Source organism: Rhodococcus sp. W8901 (genome assembly GCF_013348805.1).
GTDB lineage: Bacteria > Actinomycetota > Actinomycetes > Mycobacteriales > Mycobacteriaceae > Prescottella.
This window is the reverse complement of sequence record NZ_CP054690.1, coordinates 3,369,356-3,387,886: the sequence shown is the minus strand read 5'-3', so window position 1 is coordinate 3,387,886 and position 18,531 is coordinate 3,369,356. Positions and strand designations below refer to the sequence as shown.

Genomic DNA, 18,531 nt, shown 5'->3' with positions numbered 1-18,531 from the left:
CCTGGATCAGGGCTCCTCGGCGTTCAATTCGTCCAGTACGAGCCGCAGCGGCGACCATTGTTCGCGACCGCGGCGAATGACGGCATAGGTTCGCATGATCACCTCGAGATCGTCGAGGCTCCTGACCCGTACCTCGGAGTGCTGGCGGGTGCGCTCGAGGGGGAGCAAACCGACGCCGTGGCCCGCGGCGATGAGATCGTCGATGAGCTCGAGGCTGTCGATGTGGTGGGTAATCCGGGGAGTGAAGCCGGCCATGGAGGCGAGGATGCGTAGGACCTCTTCGTCTGCAGTGTTGCGCGAGTTGACGATCCAGTTGCTGCCTGCGTATGAGGACAGCGGGCCGGGGCGCTGGGCCGCATGTGTGCCGAGGCCCCATTTCATCGTCCAGAGTGCGGTCGCGCTGAAGTCGTTGCGAAGTGTCGCCGGAGCGAGGTTGTAGTCGTACGTGAGCGCGATGTCGACGTCGTCGCGGGCGAGCCGTTCGAGAGCCTCGAACGGCTCCTGCTCGGCGATCATGACCGTCACCGCCGATTGAGCCGCCCCGAGCCGAGCGATGGTCGGCAACAGCGAGCGCCGAATGGCGGACGCGAAGCCCGCTACACGCACCGTACCGGCCGGCGCTGCGTCCACGTCGAGATCCACTATCGCGGCATCGACCGCGGCCAGGATCGTCACCGCGTGCTCGGCGAGTCGCCGGCCCGCCGGGGTCAGGCGCACCCGTCGACCGTCGGGTTCTGTCAGCGGCGTGCCGATCCTTCGGGCCAGCGCCGCAATATGTTGGGAGACAGAAGAAGTGGTCATTCCGAGCTCGTCGGCGACCTCGCGCATCGAACCCCACCGGGACAGTTCGAGAAGGATGCGGAGTCGGTGCAGGTCCATGCAGGCATTGTTCAGGATTCGTGAACGATCAGTCCACTTTATTCGCGTGGAGTTTGACGGATGAGTTCGGTTCACTGACGTGATGACGACGATCGAGGCCCGAAGTGCATCGCGGGCCGGAGCCGGGATGGCGCTCTCTGCGATGCTGTGCGTGCAGCTGGGTCTCGCGGCCTCGGTTGCGCTCATCGACCAGGTGGGTGTAGCCGGTGCCGCCTGGCTACGGCTCGCCTGGGCCGGTCTGCTCCTCGTCGCGATCGTTCGACCACGTCCAGAGCAGTTCACTCGCCGCGCATTTCGTTCCGCGGCGGCACTGGGTGTGGCCACTGCCGGCATGACGATGCTGTTCATGGCCGCCGCGTCGCGGATCCCTCTCGGAACTGCGAGTGCACTGGAGTTTCTCGGACCCCTGGGGATCGCGGTGACCCGAACCCGCGGAGTCGGCCGGCTGTGGGCGCTGGTCGCCGGCGGCGGTGTCGTGCTGCTGACGCAACCCTGGAGCGGCCACGTCGATCCGACGGGTGCGGGTTTCGCGCTGGGCGCTGCCGTGTGTTGGGCGGCATACATCTTGCTCACGCAGAAGGTCGGTGACGAGGTGGGCGGCCTTGCCGGCCTGTCCATCTCGATGCCGGTCGCCGGGGTTGTCACGACGTTGGTAGCAGCGCCGGACGTCTTCGCGCGCCTGACACCGCAGCTCGTACTCCTCGGCCTCGGGCTTGCGGTGCTGCTCCCGGTGGTGCCCTATGCGCTGGAGTTGGTTGCGCTGCGCCGCCTCGACGCGGGGACGTTCGGCACACTGATGAGCCTCGAACCTGCGATCGCGGCTCTCATCGGACTCGTGGCGCTACGGCAGATCCCGAATCCCCTGGCCGTACTCGGCATCGGCTTCGTCGTGGCCGCGGGGATCGGTGCGCAACGCGGCGGCGCGAGAGCGCCCGCAGCCCTCGACCCGAGCGGAGAAGCCCCGGGTGACGTGGGCGCGCACACATCCCGCCGCTGCCGGCGTACCCGTCCGCCAGCCGGCGGGGGTGGTCGGCAGGGCGGACGGTACGCTATCAGCGATCAAACGTCTGTCGGGCTCGATGGCTCCGAGTGAGCTCCTCTCACGCGTAGCGCGGCTACTACGTGCTGTAGTACATTTTTGCTTGCGCAACCGCGCAACGACATTCGGATGAGGAGTGGTTATGGGTTCTTCTGATGCAGACCTCGCGTTGATCAAGCAGATTCAGCCTGTCGTGAGTGGTATCGGCGGCGTACTCGCGGGCGTCGGCGCACTGCTCAGCCTGATCGGTGCGCTCGCCACCTTCAGCTGAGAAAAGGTCCGACTTCACGTCTGGTGTTGAAGTAGTAGCGCGCCCCATCCTTGGGGCGTAGGGGTTGCTGAAGGTCGTTGCCACACCCGGCTGGTCGGGTACGGCAGCGGCCTTCAGTGCTGCGACGGCGTCGGGCGCGCACGCGAAGCGGGCAAGACTCGACTCGTCACGGCCGGTCCAGTCGCACCAGCAGTGCCACGGGCAGTCGGTCGAACATCTTCGTCAGCGGAGCAGCCCCGGCATACAGTTCGCCGGTGAGCCGGTCGAACCAGCTTCCGTTCGGTAGTGCGATGCTGGAACTGCCCCAACCGGTTTCGTTGAGTCGCACGCTGTGCCGCGTGGCGAGGACGATGACGTCCGACGCCTGACCGGCCGGGCCGCGAGCAAAGCCGACGAGATGATCGTGGGCGGGTCCGACGCCGAACATGGGGCGGTAGTGGCCTCCGACGAAGCTGTCCGGGCGTTCGCGGCGCAGTCGCAGCGCGGTGCGGGTGACGTGCAACTTCGCGGCACCCGATCCGTCGAGGGGCGGCGTCTCGACGCCGGGGGTGTCCATCGACTGCAGCAGCCTCCGGCGAGGCCGATAGTCCACCGGCCGCCGGTTGTCCGGATCGACCAGCGAGTCCTCCCACAACTCTGTGCCCTGGTAGACGTCCGGGACGCCCGGTCCGCACAGTTGCAGCAGCTTCTGTCCCAACGCGTCGGACCATCCGTGCGGGGCGAGTTGCTGCGCGATCCGGCCGATGCTGCGGCCGACCGGTCCGTCGGCGACCCTGTCGAGCCAGGTGTGCAGCGCGGTCTCGAAGTGCTGGTCGATGTCCGTCCAGGCGGTGCGTAGTCCGGCCTCGCGGGTGGCCTTCTCCGCATACTGGTGGAGTCGTCCCCGCAGGGCGGATGTCGGGACCGATCCGTCCGCCGGCCACACTCCGAACATGTTCTGCCACAGGAAGAGTCCGGTGGTGCCGTCGGGGCTCGGGGTGGACATCTCCCAGTCGGCGACGCAGCGAGCCCACAGTTCCGGAACCTGCGACAGCACCCCGATGCGCGCGCGGACGTCCTCGCCGCGTTTGGTGTCGTGCGTCGACAGTGTCGTCATCGTCCTCGGCCACAGCCGGGCGCGTTCGGCGGCGCGGAGGTGGAACTCAGCGGGGGAGCAGCCGAACCGGCCGGGATCGCCGCCGACCTCCAGCAGTGAGACGAGCCGGGAGGTGCGGTAGAACAGGCAGTCCTCGACCGCCTTGGCGGTCAGTGCGCCGCACACCTGATGGAAGCGGGTGCTCGCTTCGCTGGCCGCATCCGTGAGCGCGCCGGCCAGGGTCGTCAGCGCGGCGGCCCACTCGGGGTGCCGATCGAGTGTCTCCCCGATCATCCGGGGGATCGTGCCCGCCAGTGGTGCGTAGTCGGCGCGATAGACCGGCATGTGGACGAGTACCTCGACGAGCGCATCGCGCAACTGGTCCGGGTTGCAGAAGGTCGGCGAGTCGCGCAGTACCGCCCGCACCAGGCGCCGCACCTCGGGCGCCAACTCGGTGCGCGCGGCACGCCGTCGGAGTTCGATTCCGTTGTCGCGCAGCCAGGCCGCATCGCCGGGTGCCCCCGCACGGTCGGCCAGCGCTGTCAGCGTCGCCTCACCGGCGGGGTCGACGAACACGCCGCCGTACTCGGCGAGGGCGTCGTATCCGGTGGTTCCGTCGATCGGCAGCGTCGGGTCGAGCGGTTCCCCGGCCGCGAGGACCTTCTCGGCGAGCAGCCAACGGTCGGTGCCGATCACCTCCCGCAGGGTGCGCAGGTAGCGGGACGGATCGCTCAGGCCGTCCGGGTGGTCGACGCGGACGCCGTCGACCAGTTCGTCGCGCACCCACGACGCGAACTGGTGGTGCGTCGTGTCGAACACCCGCTGATCCTCCTGTCGGAGCGCGGCGAGGTCGTTGATCGCGAAGAACCTCCGATATCCCACCGCCCCGTCGCGCCAGCCGACGAGCCGATACGCCTGCCGGTCGTGGACCTCGCGGGGGTTGCCGTCCTCGGTGCCGGGAGCGATGGGGAACCGCTGGTCGCCGAGCGCGAGCATCGGGGTGCCCCGGTCGTGGTCGAAACTCAAACCGCCGAGGTCGGATTCATCGGCCAGGACGGGCAGTGCGATTCGCCCGTCCGCCCCGTTGTCCTCGCGCCAGTCGACGTCGAAGAACCGGGCGAACGGCGACCGTCGGCCGTTGGTCAGCACGTCCCACCACCAACGGTTCTCCCGTGGCCGGCCGACGCCGACGTGATTGGGCACCAGATCGACGATCAGCCCCATGTCGCGTTCGGCGAGTTCCGCGGACAGTGCGACCAGTGCCGCCCGCCCCCCGATTTCGGCCGAGACCGTGGTCGGGTCGATGACGTCGTACCCGTGCGTCGATCCGGCGGTGGCGGTGAGGATGGGCGAGAGATACAGGTGGGAGACGCCGAGCCGGTCCAGGTAGTCGGCCAGGCGCCGGGCGTCGTCGAGGGTGAACGCGTCACCGCGCAACTGGAGCCGGTAGGTGGCGGTGATCGGCCTCATGGCATTCGGTCCCGGCGCAGTACCAGCAGGGAGCGGGACGGGACGGCGATGGAGTCACCCGGCGCGACAACGACATCGGTGCCCCCCGTGGGTGCGGTGGTGTCCAGTTCGCCGGTCCATGGGGAGTCGACCTCGCCGTGCGGCACGGTGAACTCGAGGGCGTCGTCGTGGGCGTTGAACAGCAACAGGAAGGAGTCGTCGACCACCCGACGGCCGCGCTGGTCGGGTTCCGGTATCGCGTCTCCGCCGAGATAGACCGCCAGGCCCTTGCCGAACGCGCTGTCCCAGTCCGCGGTGGTCATCTCGCGTCCCGACGGAGTCAACCACGCGATGTCGCGGCTGTGCTCGGCGTCGCGTACCGGGCGGCCCGCGAAGAACCGCCGCCGGCGGAACACGGGGTGCGTCGATCGCAGGGCGCTGACCCGTCGGGTGAACTCGACCAGGTCCGCGTTGGCGTCGAGGAGCGTCCAGTCCATCCACGACAGCGTCGAGTCCTGGCAGTAGACGTTGTTGTTGCCCTGTTGGGTGCGCCCCATCTCGTCGCCGTGGGCGAGCATCGGTGTGCCCTGGCTGAGCAGGAGCGTGGCGAGGATGTTCCGGCGCTGGCGGGCGCGCAGGGCGAGGATTCCGGGGTCGTCGGTGGGGCCCTCGACGCCGCAGTTCCAGGACCGGTTGTGGCTCTCGCCGTCCCGGTTGTCCTCGCCGTTGGCCGCGTTGTGCTTCTCGTCGTAGGACACCAGGTCGGCGAGCGTGAAGCCGTCGTGGGCGGTCACGAAATTGATGCTCGCCCCGGGGCGCCGCCCGGTTGCCTCGTACAGGTCCGACGACCCGGTCAGGCGCGAGGCGAACTCACCGAGTGTCGACGGCTGACCGCGCCAGTAGTCGCGCACGGTGTCGCGGTACTTGCCGTTCCACTCGGTCCACAGGCCGGGGAAGTTGCCGACCTGGTAGCCGCCCTCGCCCACGTCCCACGGCTCGGCGATCAGCTTGACCTGACTCACCACCGGATCCTGCTGGACGAGGTCGAAGAACGCGGAAAGCCGGTCCACGTCGTGCAACTCGCGGGCGAGGGTGGACGCGAGGTCGAACCGGAAGCCGTCGACGTGCATCTCGGTGACCCAGTACCGCAGCGAATCCATGATCAGCTGCAGGGTGTGCGGATGCCGGGCACCCAGACTGTTCCCGGTGCCGGTGTAGTCCTTGTAGAGTTCGGGGTCCTCGTCGTCGAGCCGGTAGTAGGCGGCGTTGTCGATGCCGCGGAACGCGATGGTGGGCCCGCGGTGATCACCCTCCGCGGTGTGGTTGTAGACGACGTCGAGGATGACCTCGATGCCTGCCTCGTGGAAGGTGCGCACCATCGCCTTGAACTCGGTGACGACACCGCTCGGCTTCGTCACCGACGAATACTCGGCGTGCGGGGCGAGGAACCCGAAGGTGTTGTAGCCCCAGTAGTTCCGCAGGCCCTGGTCCAGCAGGATCTGGTCGTGCATGAACTGGTGGACCGGCATCAGCTCGACCGCGGTGACTCCCAACGAGCGCAAGTGCTCGATGACCGCCGGATGGGCCAGCCCGGCGTACGTGCCGCGCAGTTCCTCCGGCACCTCCGGGTGCGTCGCGGTCATCCCCTTGACGTGGGTCTCGTAGATGAGGGTCTCGTGATACGGCGTCCGCGGCGGCCGGTCCGCGGCCCAGTCGAAGTACGGGTTGATCACGACGGTGGTCATGGTGTGCCCCAACGTGTCCTCGCCGAACGTGTACAGCGACGAATCTCCGTCGAAGGCTCCGTCGAACGCCTTGCCGTACGGGTCCAGCAGCAGCTTCGACGGATCGCACCGCAGACCCGCCGCCGGGTCGTGTGGCCCGTGGACCCGGAAGCCGTAGCGCTGACCGGGGGTGACCGTGGGCAGGTACGCGTGCCACACGTACCCGTCAACCTCGTCGAGCGGGATGCGGGTCTCGGTCCCGTCTCGCGCAATCAGGCACAGTTCGACCGCGTCGGCCACCTCGGAGAAGAGCGAGAAGTTGGTGCCGCCACCGTCGTAGGTCGCGCCCAGTGGATACGCACTGCCCGGCCACACGTCCAACGAGGCGTCGCTGCGTTCCATGCTGCAGAACCCTAGCCGGAACGGCCTCGAGGCACCGCAAACCTGCGGCCGTCAATGTTGGGAAAACCACACCTGAACTGCGAACTTCCGGGCCGATTCCGATGGCGGCGGAGGCCCCTGCGGCGCTAGTCTCGGCGGACATGGACGAGTCGAGCGTGAATCCCGGACGGCTGCAGGCCACCTTCGATCCCGCGCTCGGGACGCTCGTGTGGTGGGGTGTCGACGACGTCGAGGCGGCGCTGGCGGACAACGGACTACCGGCGGGGCGGCCCACGACGTGCCGGCTCGCGGTGCCCGTCGACGGCACGAGGGTGGAACCACGCACGGTGGAGGCGCGGGCGGTGGACCTGCCGGCCGTGTTGCCCGCCCTCCGCGGGTTGCGGCCCGAACACGAAGGGCTCGGCGTGTCGGTGTCGGTGTGGCGCGAGGCCGCCCGGTTGTCCGGACGGGGCGATGCGGCCTGTACCGAACTGGCCGACGCGATGCCGGTGGCCGCACACGCGACCCTCGACGCGGGGGAGTCGGCTGTCCCGTCGGCGGCGGTGTCGCTCCGTCAGTTCCTCGACGCCGCCGCGCTCGTCGGCGATCTGGAGACGGCCGGGATCCAGGCGACCCTGCGCCCCTATCAGATTCACGGTGTGGGCTGGCTCCGGGCGTTGGCGGGCGAGGGCGGCGGGATCCTCGCGGACGAGATGGGCCTCGGCAAGACGCTGCAGGCCGTCGCCCTGCTCGCGATGCGTGCGGACGCGGGCCCGCATCTGGTGGTGTGCCCGACATCGGTGATCGGCAACTGGCGTCGTGAACTGGGTCGCTTCGTACCGGACCTGCCGGTGGTGGTCTTCCACGGTGCGAACCGCGCACTGCCGGTGACGCTCCCGAACAGAACGGTGATGCTGACCAGCTACACCGTCCTGCGGTCCGACGCCGACGCGTTGTCCGACGTCGCCTGGGACTCGGTGGTTTTCGACGAAGCCCAGCAGATCAAGAATCCGGCCGCGCAGGCAGCCAAGGCCGCGGCTCGGCTGCCGGCGACGCTGAAGGTGGCGATGACCGGCACTCCGGTCGAGAACCGGCTCGAGGAGCTGTGGTCGCTGCTCCACGTCACCAATCCGGGGGTCCTCGGGACCCGGGCTCGGTTCCGTCAGCGGTTCGCGACCCCGATCGAGTCCGGCCGGTCGCGGACCGCCGCGCAACGGCTCAACGCCGTGATCGCCCCGTACGTTCTGCGCCGTACCAAGGCGCAGGTCGCGACCGACCTGCCGCCGAAGCAGTACTCGACGGTCGCGTGCACGTTGACCGACGAGCAGTCCCGGCTCTATCGCGCCGCCGTCGAGAGTGCGTTCGCCGACGGCCTGGGCAGCGGCATCGCGCGCCACGGCAACGTGCTCGCGCTGCTCACCAGGCTCAAACAGGTGTGCAATCACCCCGCGCAGCTGACCGGAGCGGACGACCGGGACCTGGTGGGGCGTTCCGGAAAGTTCGATCGGGCAACCGAAATGCTCGCCGAGATCGTCGCGGACGGCGACCGGGCACTGGTGTTCACGCAGTACCGGACGATGGGTGAGTTGCTGTCCGCGCACCTGAGCTCGGAACTCGGCCTGGGCACGGTGCCGTTCCTGCACGGGGGCCTCGGCGCGGAGCGCCGCGACGAACTCGTCAAGACCTTCCAGTCCTCGCCCGACGGGCCGCCGATTCTGATTCTCAGTCTCCGCGCCGCCGGGTTCGGACTCAATCTCACCCGGGCCAGTCATGTGCTGCACTATGACCGCTGGTGGAACCCCGCCGTGGAGGACCAGGCCACCGACCGGGCGCACCGGATCGGGCAGCGCCGCACCGTCAATGTGCATACCCTCGTCACCGGGGGGACGATCGAGGACCACATCGCCGCGATGCATCACTCGAAACGAGCCGTCGCCGAATCTGTTTCGGGGAACCCGGAGGCGGTGCTCGCCAAGCTGCCCGACGCCGAACTGCGCGCCCTGCTGGACCTCGATACGCTCGGAGTGAACTGATGGCCATCAAGCTCGGTGTCACCGCGTGGGGCCGCGCGTGGCTCCGCACCATCGAGTCGACCACCGCGGCGTCGCCGAACTCGCTGCTGCCGCGGGCCCGTATGTTGTCCGGTAACGGCTCCGTCGTTCTCACTGTCGCCGAGGCCGGCCGGATCCGCGCGGACGTGACCGTCCGCGGCAAGGCCTTCCCGGTCGGGATCGACGTACCGCTGTGGGACAGGCGCGAGTCCGCCACTGTTCGCGCCACGGTCGCTCGCGCCGGCGCCGACGACCGCCGGGTCGCGGCGGGGGAACTGCCCGACGGTCTGGTCGCCGAGTTGGTCGACAAGGGCATCTCGTTGACCGGCGATGTCGCCGATCACGCCGGTACCTGCGCGTGCACGGGGCGCCGGAAGCCGTGCCTCCACCATCTCGCGGCCATCTACCAATTGGTGCAACGGATCGACGAGGAGCCCGCTCTCGCGGTCGCCCTGCGGGAACGCCGATCCGCGACCGCCGCACGTTCCGCCGAGGGTTCGTCGTCGGACTGGATACCGCTGTCCCGGATCGACGTCGCACGGTACTACGGCGTCTGACCGAGAGCCGGTACTGCTCCCGCGCCTGTGCGGGTCGCACAACGGAGCGGGATCGGCTGGGGTCCTGACACGACGACGCCGCTTCGACGCCGGTGACACTGCCTGGGTCCTGATCTGTGCCGCCCTCGTGCTGTTCATGGTTCCGGGGCTGGCGTTCTTCTATGCCGGAATGGTCAAGAGCCGCAACACCCTTGTGATGCTTCAGCAGAACATCGTCCGCTCGGGGTGGTGACCGTTGTCTGGATCCTCATCGGACACAGCATCGCGTTCAACCGTGATGCCGGGCTGTTCAACCCCGAGGGCTGGCTCGCGAGTAGGGGAGCGCAGGACTGGGCCGGTGGCATGGTGGTCCACGCGTCTGCCGGTGCCGCGGCGTTGGCCATCCTCGTCGTGGTCGGCCGGAGGGCGGGATGGCCGGACAGCGAGACGGTGCCGCACTCGGTGCCTCTGACGATCGTCGGCGCGGGAATCCTGTGGTTCGGCTGGTTCGGGTTCAATGCGGGGGACGGTCTGCAGGCGAACGGTGTCGCGCCTCAGGCGTTGTTGAACACCCATGTCGCCGCGGCCGCCGGGCTGGTCATCTGGCTGATTCTCGAGTGGTTCCGGCAAGGCAGGGCCACCGTGCTCGGCGCGGCCACCGGCGCGGTGGCGGGCCTGGCCTGCCAGCTCGCGCTGCGGCTCAAGGTGTGGTTCCGCTTCGGCGACGCGCTCGACGTCGTCGCGGTGCACTTCGTGGGTGGTGTGCTGGGCTCGCTGCTGCTGGGCCTGTTCGCGAAGAAGGCCGTCAACACGATCGGCTCCGACGGCGTGTTCTTCGGCGGTGGCTTCTCGCTGCTCGGCAATCAGGCACTGGCGTCGTGGCAGTCGTCGCGTTCTCGTTCGTCGTCACGTTGCTGATCGCGTTCGCCGCGGAGAAGACCGTCGGGCTGCGACTCCCGCCGGACGAGGAGTTCGGGCTCGACCGACGACGCCAGGGGATGGACGCCTACCAGTTCGCGCCGTCTTTCGTGGTGGGTGCGGGACTCGCCTCGGGCGCAGTCGACGAACCGCCGCCGACACCGACCAGGATCGCTCAGACCGACCCGGGTGACCGCTACCGCCTGGTCACCGTCCTGGTCCGGGCCCTCGATGCGAGTCGACTCGAGCGCGCCCTGCGCGACGCCGGTGCGCGGTCGATCGTCGTGTCCGAGGTCCACGCCCCGGCCACGCATCCCGACTCGGTGGTGATGCGTGACCGGTGTGGGCCGCGGAGATCCGGAATGGACGGAGATGGTGGGTTTTCCGAAATGTGCCGTCCGCCGGGATCGAACCGTCTCGTCGACGCCTAGTACTGCAACGACATTTTGTGACCAATGGTGTTCCTGTGGTAATTGATCGTGGTGCAATCTGAGGTACTGGAGTGGTCGGCGGGGTTCACGGCGTTCTGTGCGCGGTTCGCGTCCCGGTTTAGTCGGGTGGAGTCGCGGCGGCGGATGGGTGCGTACGTGCGCGGATTGCTCGGTGAGATCGAGCGGAAGAATGGCTGGACTTTGGCCGAGGCTGCCGGTGACAGCGGCCCGGAGGGCATGCAGCGGTTGCTGAATTTCTACTCCTGGGACTGTGACGGGTTGCGCGATGACGTGCGTGAGGTCGTGGTCGAGACGATCGGCGACGCCGACGCCGGCGTGTTGATCGTCGATGAAACAGGCTTCTTGAAGAAGGGAACTCGTTCTGCCGGGGTGGCGCGGCAGTACTCGGGCACGGCGGGGCGGATCGAGAACTCACAGGTCGGGGTGTTCCTCGCCTATGCCTCCGACCGGGGTCGTGCGTTGATCGATCGGGAGTTGTACCTGCCGAAGGCCTGGACCGAGGATCGGGAGCGGTGTCGCGCCGCCGGGATCGGCGACGACGTGGAATTCGCGACCAAACCCGAACTGGCGCAGTCGATGATCGAGCGCGCCCTCGACTCCGGGGTGCCGTTCGGGTGGCTGACCGGCGACGAGGCCTACGGGCAGGTTGGCAAAATCCGGCTGTGGCTCGAATCCCGTGGTGTGGCACATGTTCTCGCTGTACCGAAGTCGCAGATGGTGATCTCGATGGAGCTGCGGCAGCGCCGCGCCCATGCCGTTGTCGCGGAACTACCGGAGACCGCATGGCAGCGGATCAACTGCGGCGACGGCGCCCATGGCCCCAGGCTCTACGACCGGGCGGTGGTGGACATCCGGCCGTTGCGCGAGGCCGGCCGCGGCCATTGGCTGTTGGCCCGCCGCTCGATCGGCAACCCGGACGAGATCGCCTACTACATCTGCTACGGCCCCGCCGACACCCCGCCGCCGAACTGGTGCGGGTGGCCGGCAGTCGCTGGGCGATCGAGGAGTGCTTCCAGGCCGCCAAGAACGAGACGGGGCTCGACCACTACCAGGTCCGCGGGTACCCGGCCTGGTACCGGCACATCACCTTGTCGATAGCCGCGGCCGCGTTCTTGACGATCCTGCGCCGAGACGCTCAAAAGGATCTCCAGCGGGTCCCGGAACGCTAATTCCTCTGACGATCAACGAGATTCGACGCCTCTTCAATCGTGTTGCTTGTCCTGTGCGACACACTCTCATCCACGTATGGCACTGGTCGAACTTGGCGCCGCGTCAGCCAAGCCAGAGCCCGTGTCAGTCACTACAAACGTCGACATCACAAACTGTCGTTGCAGTACTAGACCTCGATGGTCTCAGTTCGCGATCGTGGCGCGTACTCCCAGCGCCGGCGACTGCGTTCATTGGGATTGAGTCCTCCCCAGATACCGTGCGGTTCGTTCGCTGTGACGGCGTAGGCCCGGCACTCGTCGAGCACCAGGCACGAGTTGCACAGCGATTTTGCCGTCGCTTCGGAGTCTGAGTCGTCGCGGTAGAAGATGCTGGCGTCGACTTCACGGCAGCGGGCGGTCAGCTGCCAATCCCAATGCGCGACGGACGGCGAGGGCAGCTGGAGGGGTCGTTCTAACATGCTCTCTCGATCGGACGTTTGGATGCTTGCAGCATGGTGGGCCCAACCGAGAGCCGTGTGTTGGCTCTCAGCCGGGCCCGCAGCGCGTGCTGTTGTCAGTCCCCCAGCGAGTTCGCCAGGCGTTCGGTCGCCTCGAGGTAGTCCTCCGCGAAATCGAGCACCACCTCACGGGTCGGCTTGACCTTGTTCATCAGCCCGACGCCTTGGCCAACCCAGTATGTCGCCAGATCCTGAGCACCCTTGTCGCCCTTCTCCGCCAGACCGTCGATCCGGCGCAGATTTCCCTCACTGAGGAGGGTCTGCAACGGCATCGGCAGCGGATCTGGGCTCCCCGGTGCCGACCAGGCCTCCGTCCATGCCGACTTGAGCTGGCGTGACGGCTTCCCGGTGCGCGCCCGCGAGCGGACCGTGTCTCGTGAGGACGCCGCGATCATCTTCTCGACCGTGTAGGGAGCGGTTTCGGCCTCGGGGGTGGTGAGCCAGACGGATCCTGTCCAGGCGCCCGCAGCGCCGAGTGCGACTGCGGCAGCCATCTGACGGCCGGTGACGATGCCACCGGCGGCGAGGACGGGCACTTCCCGGATCGGTTTGATCGCCTCGATGACCTCGGGGATCAGGACCATGGTCGTGACTTCGCCGCAGTGCCCGCCAGCTTCGGTTCCTTGGGCGATGAGGATGTCGACCCCTGCCTTAACCTGACGGATCGCGTGTTCCTTCGCGCCGACCAGAGCGGCGACGGGGATTCCAGCTTCCTTGGCGCGGTCGATCATGTACTGGGGCGGCACGCCAAGTGCGTTGGCGATCAGCTTGATCGGGTGCCGCAGTGCCACCTCAAGAAGCTTCTCGCCCTCCTCGACCTGATTCGGGGCGAAGATCATCGCGACCACCTGCTCGCGGGCCGCCTCGATACCGTGGTCGGTGAGCAATTTGGTGACGAAATCAGTGTGCTCATCGGGCACGAGCGCCAGCAAATCTGCAGCCTCGAGGTGCTGCCCCTTGCCTTCGAATTTCTCGGGAACGACGATGTCGGCACCGTAAGGCTTGCCGTTGACATGGTCGTCGATCCAGGCCAGCTCTTCTTCGAGCTGTTCTGGGGTATGTGAGGAGGCTCCAAGGACACCGAAGCCGCCAGCGTTCGTGACGGCGGCGACGACGTCGCGACAGTGGCTAAACGCGAGCAGCGGGATCTCGATATCGAGAAGCTCGCAGATGGGGGTCTTCATGACGGTGCTCCAGTTCTGTTGGGGGAGTTGGGGAAGCTAGCGGTTGCGCCACTCCGGTGGGCGCTTCTGCGCGAAAGCGGTGAGGCCTTCGCGCATGTCCTCGCTGGTCATCAGGTCGTCGACGGCTGTGGTGCGGGCGTTCACGGCGTCGATCACATCGGCGATGCCCTGGGCCTGCTCCATCACCTCGAGTGAAAGTCGCACGGAGGTAGGGGAGTTGACGATGATCGCCTCGGCGAGTTCCCTTGCGACGTCCAGTGCCTTGCCCTCGGGTGCGACCCGGTTGGCGAGGCCGTGACCGAGCGCTTCCTGGGCACCCATCCGGCGTCCGGTGAGGATGAGCTCGTTCGCCAGCTTGGGGGGAAGCATCCGGGGCAGGCGGACTGCACCGCCAGCGCCAGCGAACAGTCCGACCTTGACCTCGCTGAGGGCGAGTTGCGCGCTCTCGTCGACTACGACGAGGTGACAGGCGAGGGCGGTTTCGAGTCCACCGCCCATGGCGAAGCCGTTGACGGCGGCGATAACCGGCTTGTTCATGCCGCGGCGGCTGGTCAGCCCGGCGAACCCGCTCTTGGGCACGTAGTTCGGTTTCCCGCTCGCCGAGTAGATCAGGTCGTTGCCGGCGCTGAACGCCTGGTCGCCGGCACCGGTGATGATCGCCACCCACAGATCCGGATCGGCGAAGTACGCGTCGAAGATCTCGGACAGTTCCTCGTGCGCGGGCGGGAACAGGGCGTTGCGGGCTTGAGGCCGGTTGATGGTGATCTCGAGCCGGTGTCCTTCGCGGTGGACGAGGACGTGTTCGTAGCCCTCGCGCAACACTGGCACTGTGGGTGGGTGCAGTTCATTCATCCGCATCTCGGTGGTGGTGACGCGGTTGCCATAGCCGAACGAGCGCACGTAGAACCGCTGTCCGATCGGTTCCGGAGAATTCAGCAGTGCGAGGATGCCGTCGTCACCGTCGATGCCGCTGGCGATGAACCGCTCCCCGGTGCTCTCGAGTCTTCCGATGGCGATGCCGGTGTGGTCACCGTTGCGGTCGTACTTGACGGTGCAGGTCTCGATGGTTGCCCAGCCGTCGGCGTGGTTGGTGAGCGGCACGGTCGGCCAGGCGTCGATCTCGGCCTGAAGTTCGGTGGAGCGGTCCTCGCGCCACCCGGTGGGATGGGTGGAGTAGATCCCAACCGAGTACTTCGACAGGAGGCCGCCATTGGCGCCGACGAACCCGAACGAGCCGGGTTCCTTGCGGCACCGGTCGACGGTTTCGGCGATCGCGTGCATCGAGTAGTTGTTTCCCGCGCCGCCGAAGAACGGCAGGCCGCCGGTCAGGGTCAGCCCACGCGGATCATCGGAGGACAGGCCGAGTCCGTCGGCCACGTTGGACACCGCGATCGGGAAGCAGCTGTAGAGGTCGATCGTGGCCAGCTCGGCGACGTCGATACCCGCGACCTCGAGCGCATGCGTGCTCGCCATGACGGCGGCCGGGCTGCGACTGAGATCCTGCCGGTCGAACAGGTCGCGTTCGCGCAGGTCGGCGTGACCGTGCAGGAACACCCATCGATCCTCCTGCACACCGAGTTCCCGGGCGGCGGCAACCGACATGAGCACCACCGCGGCACCCTGGTTCACCTGATCGCGCGCGACGACGAACCGCGTGTAAGGGTCGGCGATCGGTCGGTTGCGTTCGGTGGGTGTGACCAGCTCGGCCGCGGTGCGTTCGGTCGGTGCCGCCGAGTGCGGGTTGCTCGCCGCGACCCGGGTGAACGGTGCGAACAGCTTGCCCATACCGCAGGCGTACTCGTCCCGTGTCTGTCCGAGTCGGGCGCGGCGGGCGTTTTCGAACAGTGCGTACTGGCTCGGAGCGTCGGTCAGGCCGTGGTTGACTGCGGACATCGGCATCAGTCCCTCGAGACCGTACCCGCGGTCCTCAAGGCCTCCGTCGACGGTCTCAGTGAAGTCCGGCTTGTTCTCAGTCTTGGCTAGATGTCGGACGGTCGAGATCGCCTCGGACCCAAAAACCACTGCAACAGAGCTGTCACCGGACACTATCGCGCGAGCCAGCTCGGTCACCAGATGCTGGGGCCCTTGACCGCCGGAGACTTCAAGGATCGCACGCGACGGGTTGGCAGCGACACGATGGGCGACAGAACGGGGATAGTTGTTCGACTTCCCGAACGGGGCGGGGGCACCGGGTGTGGACGTTTCGAACTGGCGGATTCCGGCCACGGTGTCAATTGCGGCGGCAACGGCGTTGGTGTCGGCTCCGGTGTCGGTGAGCGCAGCCGAAACAGCGCCGGCAGCAAGGTCGACGGCCGACAGGCCACGGTATTCGGGGGCGTCAACCCGCTCGGTGAACTGGCCGACGCCGACGACGACGGGGGTACGGGGGTCGAGAGAGTGAGGCGTGCTCACGCCTGGTCCTTCCATTCCACAACAGCGTCGAGTGCTTCGATCTCGGAGCCGTTGACGCGCAGGGGGTTGATTTCGAGGGAGACGAGGTCAGGTCCGAGGGCAACTGCGAGGTCGCCGACACGAGAGATGACCTCGGCGAGACGGTCGCGGTTGGCGGCCGCTCCTCCGCGGACGCCGTCGAGGACTGTCGAGCCGCGCAGTTGGTCGAGCAGCTGCCGGGCCCGGTCTGGAGTCACCGGCAGCGGAGTAAGCACGGAGTCTGAGAGGACCTCTACGAAGATTCCACCGAGCCCGACCGCGAGTATCGGACCCCACTGGGGATCCCGAACGACGCCAACAAGCAGTTCGGTTGCCGGTGGTCGCATCGGGGAGATGAGGACACCTTCCACGCGGGCTCCCGGCACTGCGGCCGCGGAGGCGTGGACGGCGTCGAATGCTGCCCGGACGTCGTCGGCGCCGGAGACGTTCAAACGGACGCCGCCGATGTCGCTTTTGTGCAGGATGTCCGGGGAGGCGATCTTGAGCACTACGGCCGCCCCGGCCGCGGCAGCCGCGACAACTGCCTCGTCTGCAGTGGTTACCAGCGTTGCAGGAACGACCGGCACACCCGCGTCGGCCAGCAAGCCGCGAGCGGTCGACTCCGACCACTTGCCCCGGCGGGCACTGCTGTCTGGGACCGCGACATCGGCAGGGGCGTGGGAGGCAGAGGAGGTGATCTCCTGAACCCGATGCGACCAGGTCACCACGTTCTGCAGCGCGACGACACCGGCCTGTATGCCCGGAACTACCACCGGCACATTGCCATCCGTCATGATCTTGCGCGTGTAGTCGGTATTGGGCTGCAGAACCTGGTTCACGAACACGGCGGGGACCTCGGCCTGAGCGATGCCGTTGCCAATGCTGGAGATCAACGCCTCGGCTGGGGAAGGGCCGTCGTTTTCCCACGGAATCGAGCTGACGACAGCGACCACACCGATCGAGGGATCCTTCGACAATGCCACGATGGACTTGGTGAAGATGCTCGGATCGATGACAGCGGCGCCCGTGACATCAAGTGGGTTCTGGATCGTGCCGTAGGCAGCGAAGAATTCTTCTATCGTCGACCGCGTCTGGGGCGCAAGCTCCGGCAGGAGGGCGCCCCGATCCTGAGCGCGGTCGGCAATGATGTCGCACGCGCCACCAGAGATGGACGCTACACCGATGCCGGGTCGGTCCAACAGTCCGACATGAGCCGCGACCTGGGCGGTGACCATCATGTCTTCGATCGAGTCGACTCGGATGACGCCGAACTCGCGGAACAAGGCGTCGATGACCTTGTCGTCGCCGACGAGGGCGCCGGTGTGTGCGGCCGCGGTGCGGGCAGACAGCTCGCTGCTGCCGGCCTTGAGGATCACGATCGCCTTGCCCCTTGCGGCCGCCTTCAGCGCCGCACGCCGGAATGTCTCGGGATCGCGGATCGTCTCCATGAATATCGCGATCGCCTTGGTCGACTCGTCCTCGACGAGGAAGTCGAGGACGTGGCCCACGGTGATCATCGCCTCGTTGCCCAAGGTGACCATGTAGGACAGGTCCGCGCCGATCATGGCTGCGAAGTCGGCCATCGCCGAGGAACTGGCACCGCTCTGCGACAGCAGCCCGATCGACCCCGGCGATCGCTGCGTGACCGGAATGGAGGTCGCCGTGACGCCGTCGACGAAGTTGGTGAAGCCGAGCATGTTCGGGCCCAACAGCGCCATGTCCAGCGACTCTGCATGGGCGAGGAGTTCGGCCTCGGCCTTACGCCCGTCCGCGCCGGCTTCAGCGTAGCCGGACGACAGGATCACCGCGTTGCGCACGCCAGCGGCGTGCGCATCGGTCAGCGCGTCCAGGGTGCCAGCCTGCGGCACCATCATGTACGCCAGATCCACCGGGACAGGTATCTCGGTGCAGGAGGTGTAGGTCTGCTGACCGTGGGTCTCGGCGCCCCGCTTATTGACCAAATATGTGCGGTCACCGAATCCGTATTGGACAAGGTTGTGATATGCGACGAGTGAGAAGTTGGACTTGTTCGAGGCTCCGACGAGAGCGACGTTGCGTGGCCGGAAAAGAGCCGTGAGCCGCTCCGGCGTAATCGCAGTAGGCATGAATGCTCCTGGTTGAAGGGTGTTTCGGATTAGCGGGGGAGTCCGCGGCCGCGGGGATGAGGCCGCGCCGGATCTCGTTGGTACCGCCGCCGACGACGTACATGATCGACAGGCGTAGACATTTCTTGAGTGCGTCCCGGCGGGCGCCGGGAACGGACGGACGGGCCCATGACCGCGTTGGGTCCGAGGATGTCGAGCATCGCTTGACGATCGCCTCGTTGAGGGAATCTGAGCCTTCTGCGATCTGGGATTCGGCTTCGTCGTAGCTGACAGTCGACCAGTCCGGCTTGGTGAGGCCGTCGATCTCGGTGCGGCCGGTGGTGAGATGCAGTGCCGCAGTTCCGGACTCCGAGTAGTGGAAAAGTCAATGG

Annotated in this window: 14 protein-coding genes and 1 pseudogene; 8 read left to right on the top strand and 7 right to left on the bottom strand. The window is 67.3% G+C overall.

Features of this window, described 5'->3' with window-relative positions:
• Positions 1-6: 6 nt before the first annotated feature.
• Complete coding sequence (locus HUN07_RS15875) at positions 7-879, bottom strand: LysR family transcriptional regulator (protein WP_174910907.1); 873 nt, start codon at positions 877-879, stop codon at positions 7-9.
• Positions 880-961: 82 nt separating this feature from the next.
• Here HUN07_RS15875 and HUN07_RS15870 point away from each other — a divergent pair, with 82 nt between their 5' ends.
• Together HUN07_RS15870 and HUN07_RS27295 are read left to right on the top strand one after the other, a co-directional pair.
• Entirely contained in the window at positions 962-1,972 is a 1,011-nt protein-coding gene (locus tag HUN07_RS15870; RefSeq protein WP_174910904.1) for an EamA family transporter, read from the top strand.
• An 88-nt stretch (positions 1,973-2,060) separates the two neighbouring features.
• The gene (locus tag HUN07_RS27295; RefSeq protein ID WP_302675457.1) at positions 2,061-2,189 is read left to right on the top strand and encodes a hypothetical protein; all 129 of its coding nucleotides are present in this window, start codon (positions 2,061-2,063) and stop codon (positions 2,187-2,189) included.
• 166 nt (positions 2,190-2,355) lie between these two features.
• Here the strand turns inward: HUN07_RS27295 and treY are convergent, their stop codons facing one another.
• A complete protein-coding gene (treY, locus tag HUN07_RS15865; protein WP_174910901.1) occupies positions 2,356-4,734 on the bottom strand; it encodes a malto-oligosyltrehalose synthase in 2,379 nt (792 codons plus the stop codon).
• On the bottom strand, positions 4,731-6,839 hold the full coding sequence (glgX, locus tag HUN07_RS15860) for a glycogen debranching protein GlgX (RefSeq protein ID WP_114719333.1): 2,109 nt from the start codon (positions 6,837-6,839) through the stop codon (positions 4,731-4,733). Before glgX ends, treY begins: the two co-directional genes overlap by 4 nt.
• 140 nt (positions 6,840-6,979) lie before the next feature.
• Between glgX and HUN07_RS15855 the strand changes: the two genes are divergently transcribed.
• From HUN07_RS15855 to HUN07_RS15840, 6 genes and pseudogenes are all read left to right on the top strand, one after another.
• On the top strand, positions 6,980-8,851 hold the full coding sequence (locus HUN07_RS15855) for a DEAD/DEAH box helicase (protein WP_174910898.1): 1,872 nt from the start codon (positions 6,980-6,982) through the stop codon (positions 8,849-8,851).
• Positions 8,851-9,426 (top strand): hypothetical protein, encoded by a 576-nt coding sequence (locus HUN07_RS15850; RefSeq protein ID WP_174910895.1) that lies wholly within the window; start codon positions 8,851-8,853, stop codon positions 9,424-9,426. The genes HUN07_RS15855 and HUN07_RS15850 overlap by 1 nt, the downstream gene beginning before the upstream one ends.
• A gap of 136 nt (positions 9,427-9,562) precedes the next feature.
• Positions 9,563-9,658 carry a hypothetical protein gene (locus tag HUN07_RS27495; RefSeq protein WP_368077054.1) on the top strand — a complete coding sequence of 32 codons (96 nt, stop codon included), beginning with the start codon at positions 9,563-9,565 and terminating at the stop codon, positions 9,656-9,658.
• On the top strand, positions 9,655-10,323 hold the full coding sequence (locus HUN07_RS27050; protein ID WP_254622541.1) for a hypothetical protein: 669 nt from the start codon (positions 9,655-9,657) through the stop codon (positions 10,321-10,323). The genes HUN07_RS27495 and HUN07_RS27050 overlap by 4 nt, the downstream gene beginning before the upstream one ends.
• Positions 10,284-10,754 (top strand): hypothetical protein, encoded by a 471-nt coding sequence (locus HUN07_RS27045; protein ID WP_254622540.1) that lies wholly within the window; start codon positions 10,284-10,286, stop codon positions 10,752-10,754. The genes HUN07_RS27050 and HUN07_RS27045 overlap by 40 nt, the downstream gene beginning before the upstream one ends.
• 51 nt (positions 10,755-10,805) lie before the next feature.
• A pseudogene (locus tag HUN07_RS15840) lies at positions 10,806-11,944 on the top strand (IS701 family transposase).
• Between the two features lie 167 nt (positions 11,945-12,111).
• On the opposite strand, the gene HUN07_RS27490 reads toward HUN07_RS15840, so the two are convergent.
• From HUN07_RS27490 to HUN07_RS15820, 4 genes are all read right to left on the bottom strand, one after another.
• Positions 12,112-12,402 (bottom strand): WhiB family transcriptional regulator, encoded by a 291-nt coding sequence (locus tag HUN07_RS27490; protein ID WP_174910892.1) that lies wholly within the window; start codon positions 12,400-12,402, stop codon positions 12,112-12,114.
• A 95-nt stretch (positions 12,403-12,497) separates the two neighbouring features.
• On the bottom strand, positions 12,498-13,625 hold the full coding sequence (locus HUN07_RS15830; protein ID WP_174910889.1) for a nitronate monooxygenase: 1,128 nt from the start codon (positions 13,623-13,625) through the stop codon (positions 12,498-12,500).
• Positions 13,626-13,661: 36 nt separating this feature from the next.
• A complete protein-coding gene (locus HUN07_RS15825; protein ID WP_174910886.1) occupies positions 13,662-16,052 on the bottom strand; it encodes an acetyl-CoA acetyltransferase in 2,391 nt (796 codons plus the stop codon).
• Positions 16,034-18,160, bottom strand: coding sequence for an acetate--CoA ligase family protein (locus HUN07_RS15820; protein ID WP_174910883.1), 2,127 nt, complete (start codon positions 18,158-18,160; stop codon positions 16,034-16,036). Before HUN07_RS15820 ends, HUN07_RS15825 begins: the two co-directional genes overlap by 19 nt.
• Between the last annotated feature and the right edge of the window lie 371 nt (positions 18,161-18,531).

Excerpts from the sequence above, each read along its gene's own strand:
- HUN07_RS15870 (WP_174910904.1), top strand. The coding sequence starts at position 962 with ATGACGACGATCGAGGCCCGAAGTGCATCGCGGGCCGGAGCCGGGATG.
- HUN07_RS15875 (WP_174910907.1), bottom strand. The coding sequence starts at position 879 with ATGGACCTGCACCGACTCCGCATCCTTCTCGAACTGTCCCGGTGGGGT.
- HUN07_RS15850 (WP_174910895.1), top strand. The coding sequence starts at position 8,851 with ATGGCCATCAAGCTCGGTGTCACCGCGTGGGGCCGCGCGTGGCTCCGC.
- HUN07_RS27495 (WP_368077054.1), top strand. The coding sequence starts at position 9,563 with ATGGTTCCGGGGCTGGCGTTCTTCTATGCCGGAATGGTCAAGAGCCGC.
- HUN07_RS15820 (WP_174910883.1), bottom strand. The coding sequence starts at position 18,160 with ATGCCTACTGCGATTACGCCGGAGCGGCTCACGGCTCTTTTCCGGCCA.
- treY (WP_174910901.1), bottom strand. The coding sequence starts at position 4,734 with ATGAGGCCGATCACCGCCACCTACCGGCTCCAGTTGCGCGGTGACGCG.
- HUN07_RS15830 (WP_174910889.1), bottom strand. The coding sequence starts at position 13,625 with ATGAAGACCCCCATCTGCGAGCTTCTCGATATCGAGATCCCGCTGCTC.
- HUN07_RS27295 (WP_302675457.1), top strand. The coding sequence starts at position 2,061 with ATGGGTTCTTCTGATGCAGACCTCGCGTTGATCAAGCAGATTCAGCCT.
- HUN07_RS27490 (WP_174910892.1), bottom strand. The coding sequence starts at position 12,402 with ATGTTAGAACGACCCCTCCAGCTGCCCTCGCCGTCCGTCGCGCATTGG.
- glgX (WP_114719333.1), bottom strand. The coding sequence starts at position 6,839 with ATGGAACGCAGCGACGCCTCGTTGGACGTGTGGCCGGGCAGTGCGTAT.
- HUN07_RS15825 (WP_174910886.1), bottom strand. The coding sequence starts at position 16,052 with ATGGAAGGACCAGGCGTGAGCACGCCTCACTCTCTCGACCCCCGTACC.
- HUN07_RS15855 (WP_174910898.1), top strand. The coding sequence starts at position 6,980 with ATGGACGAGTCGAGCGTGAATCCCGGACGGCTGCAGGCCACCTTCGAT.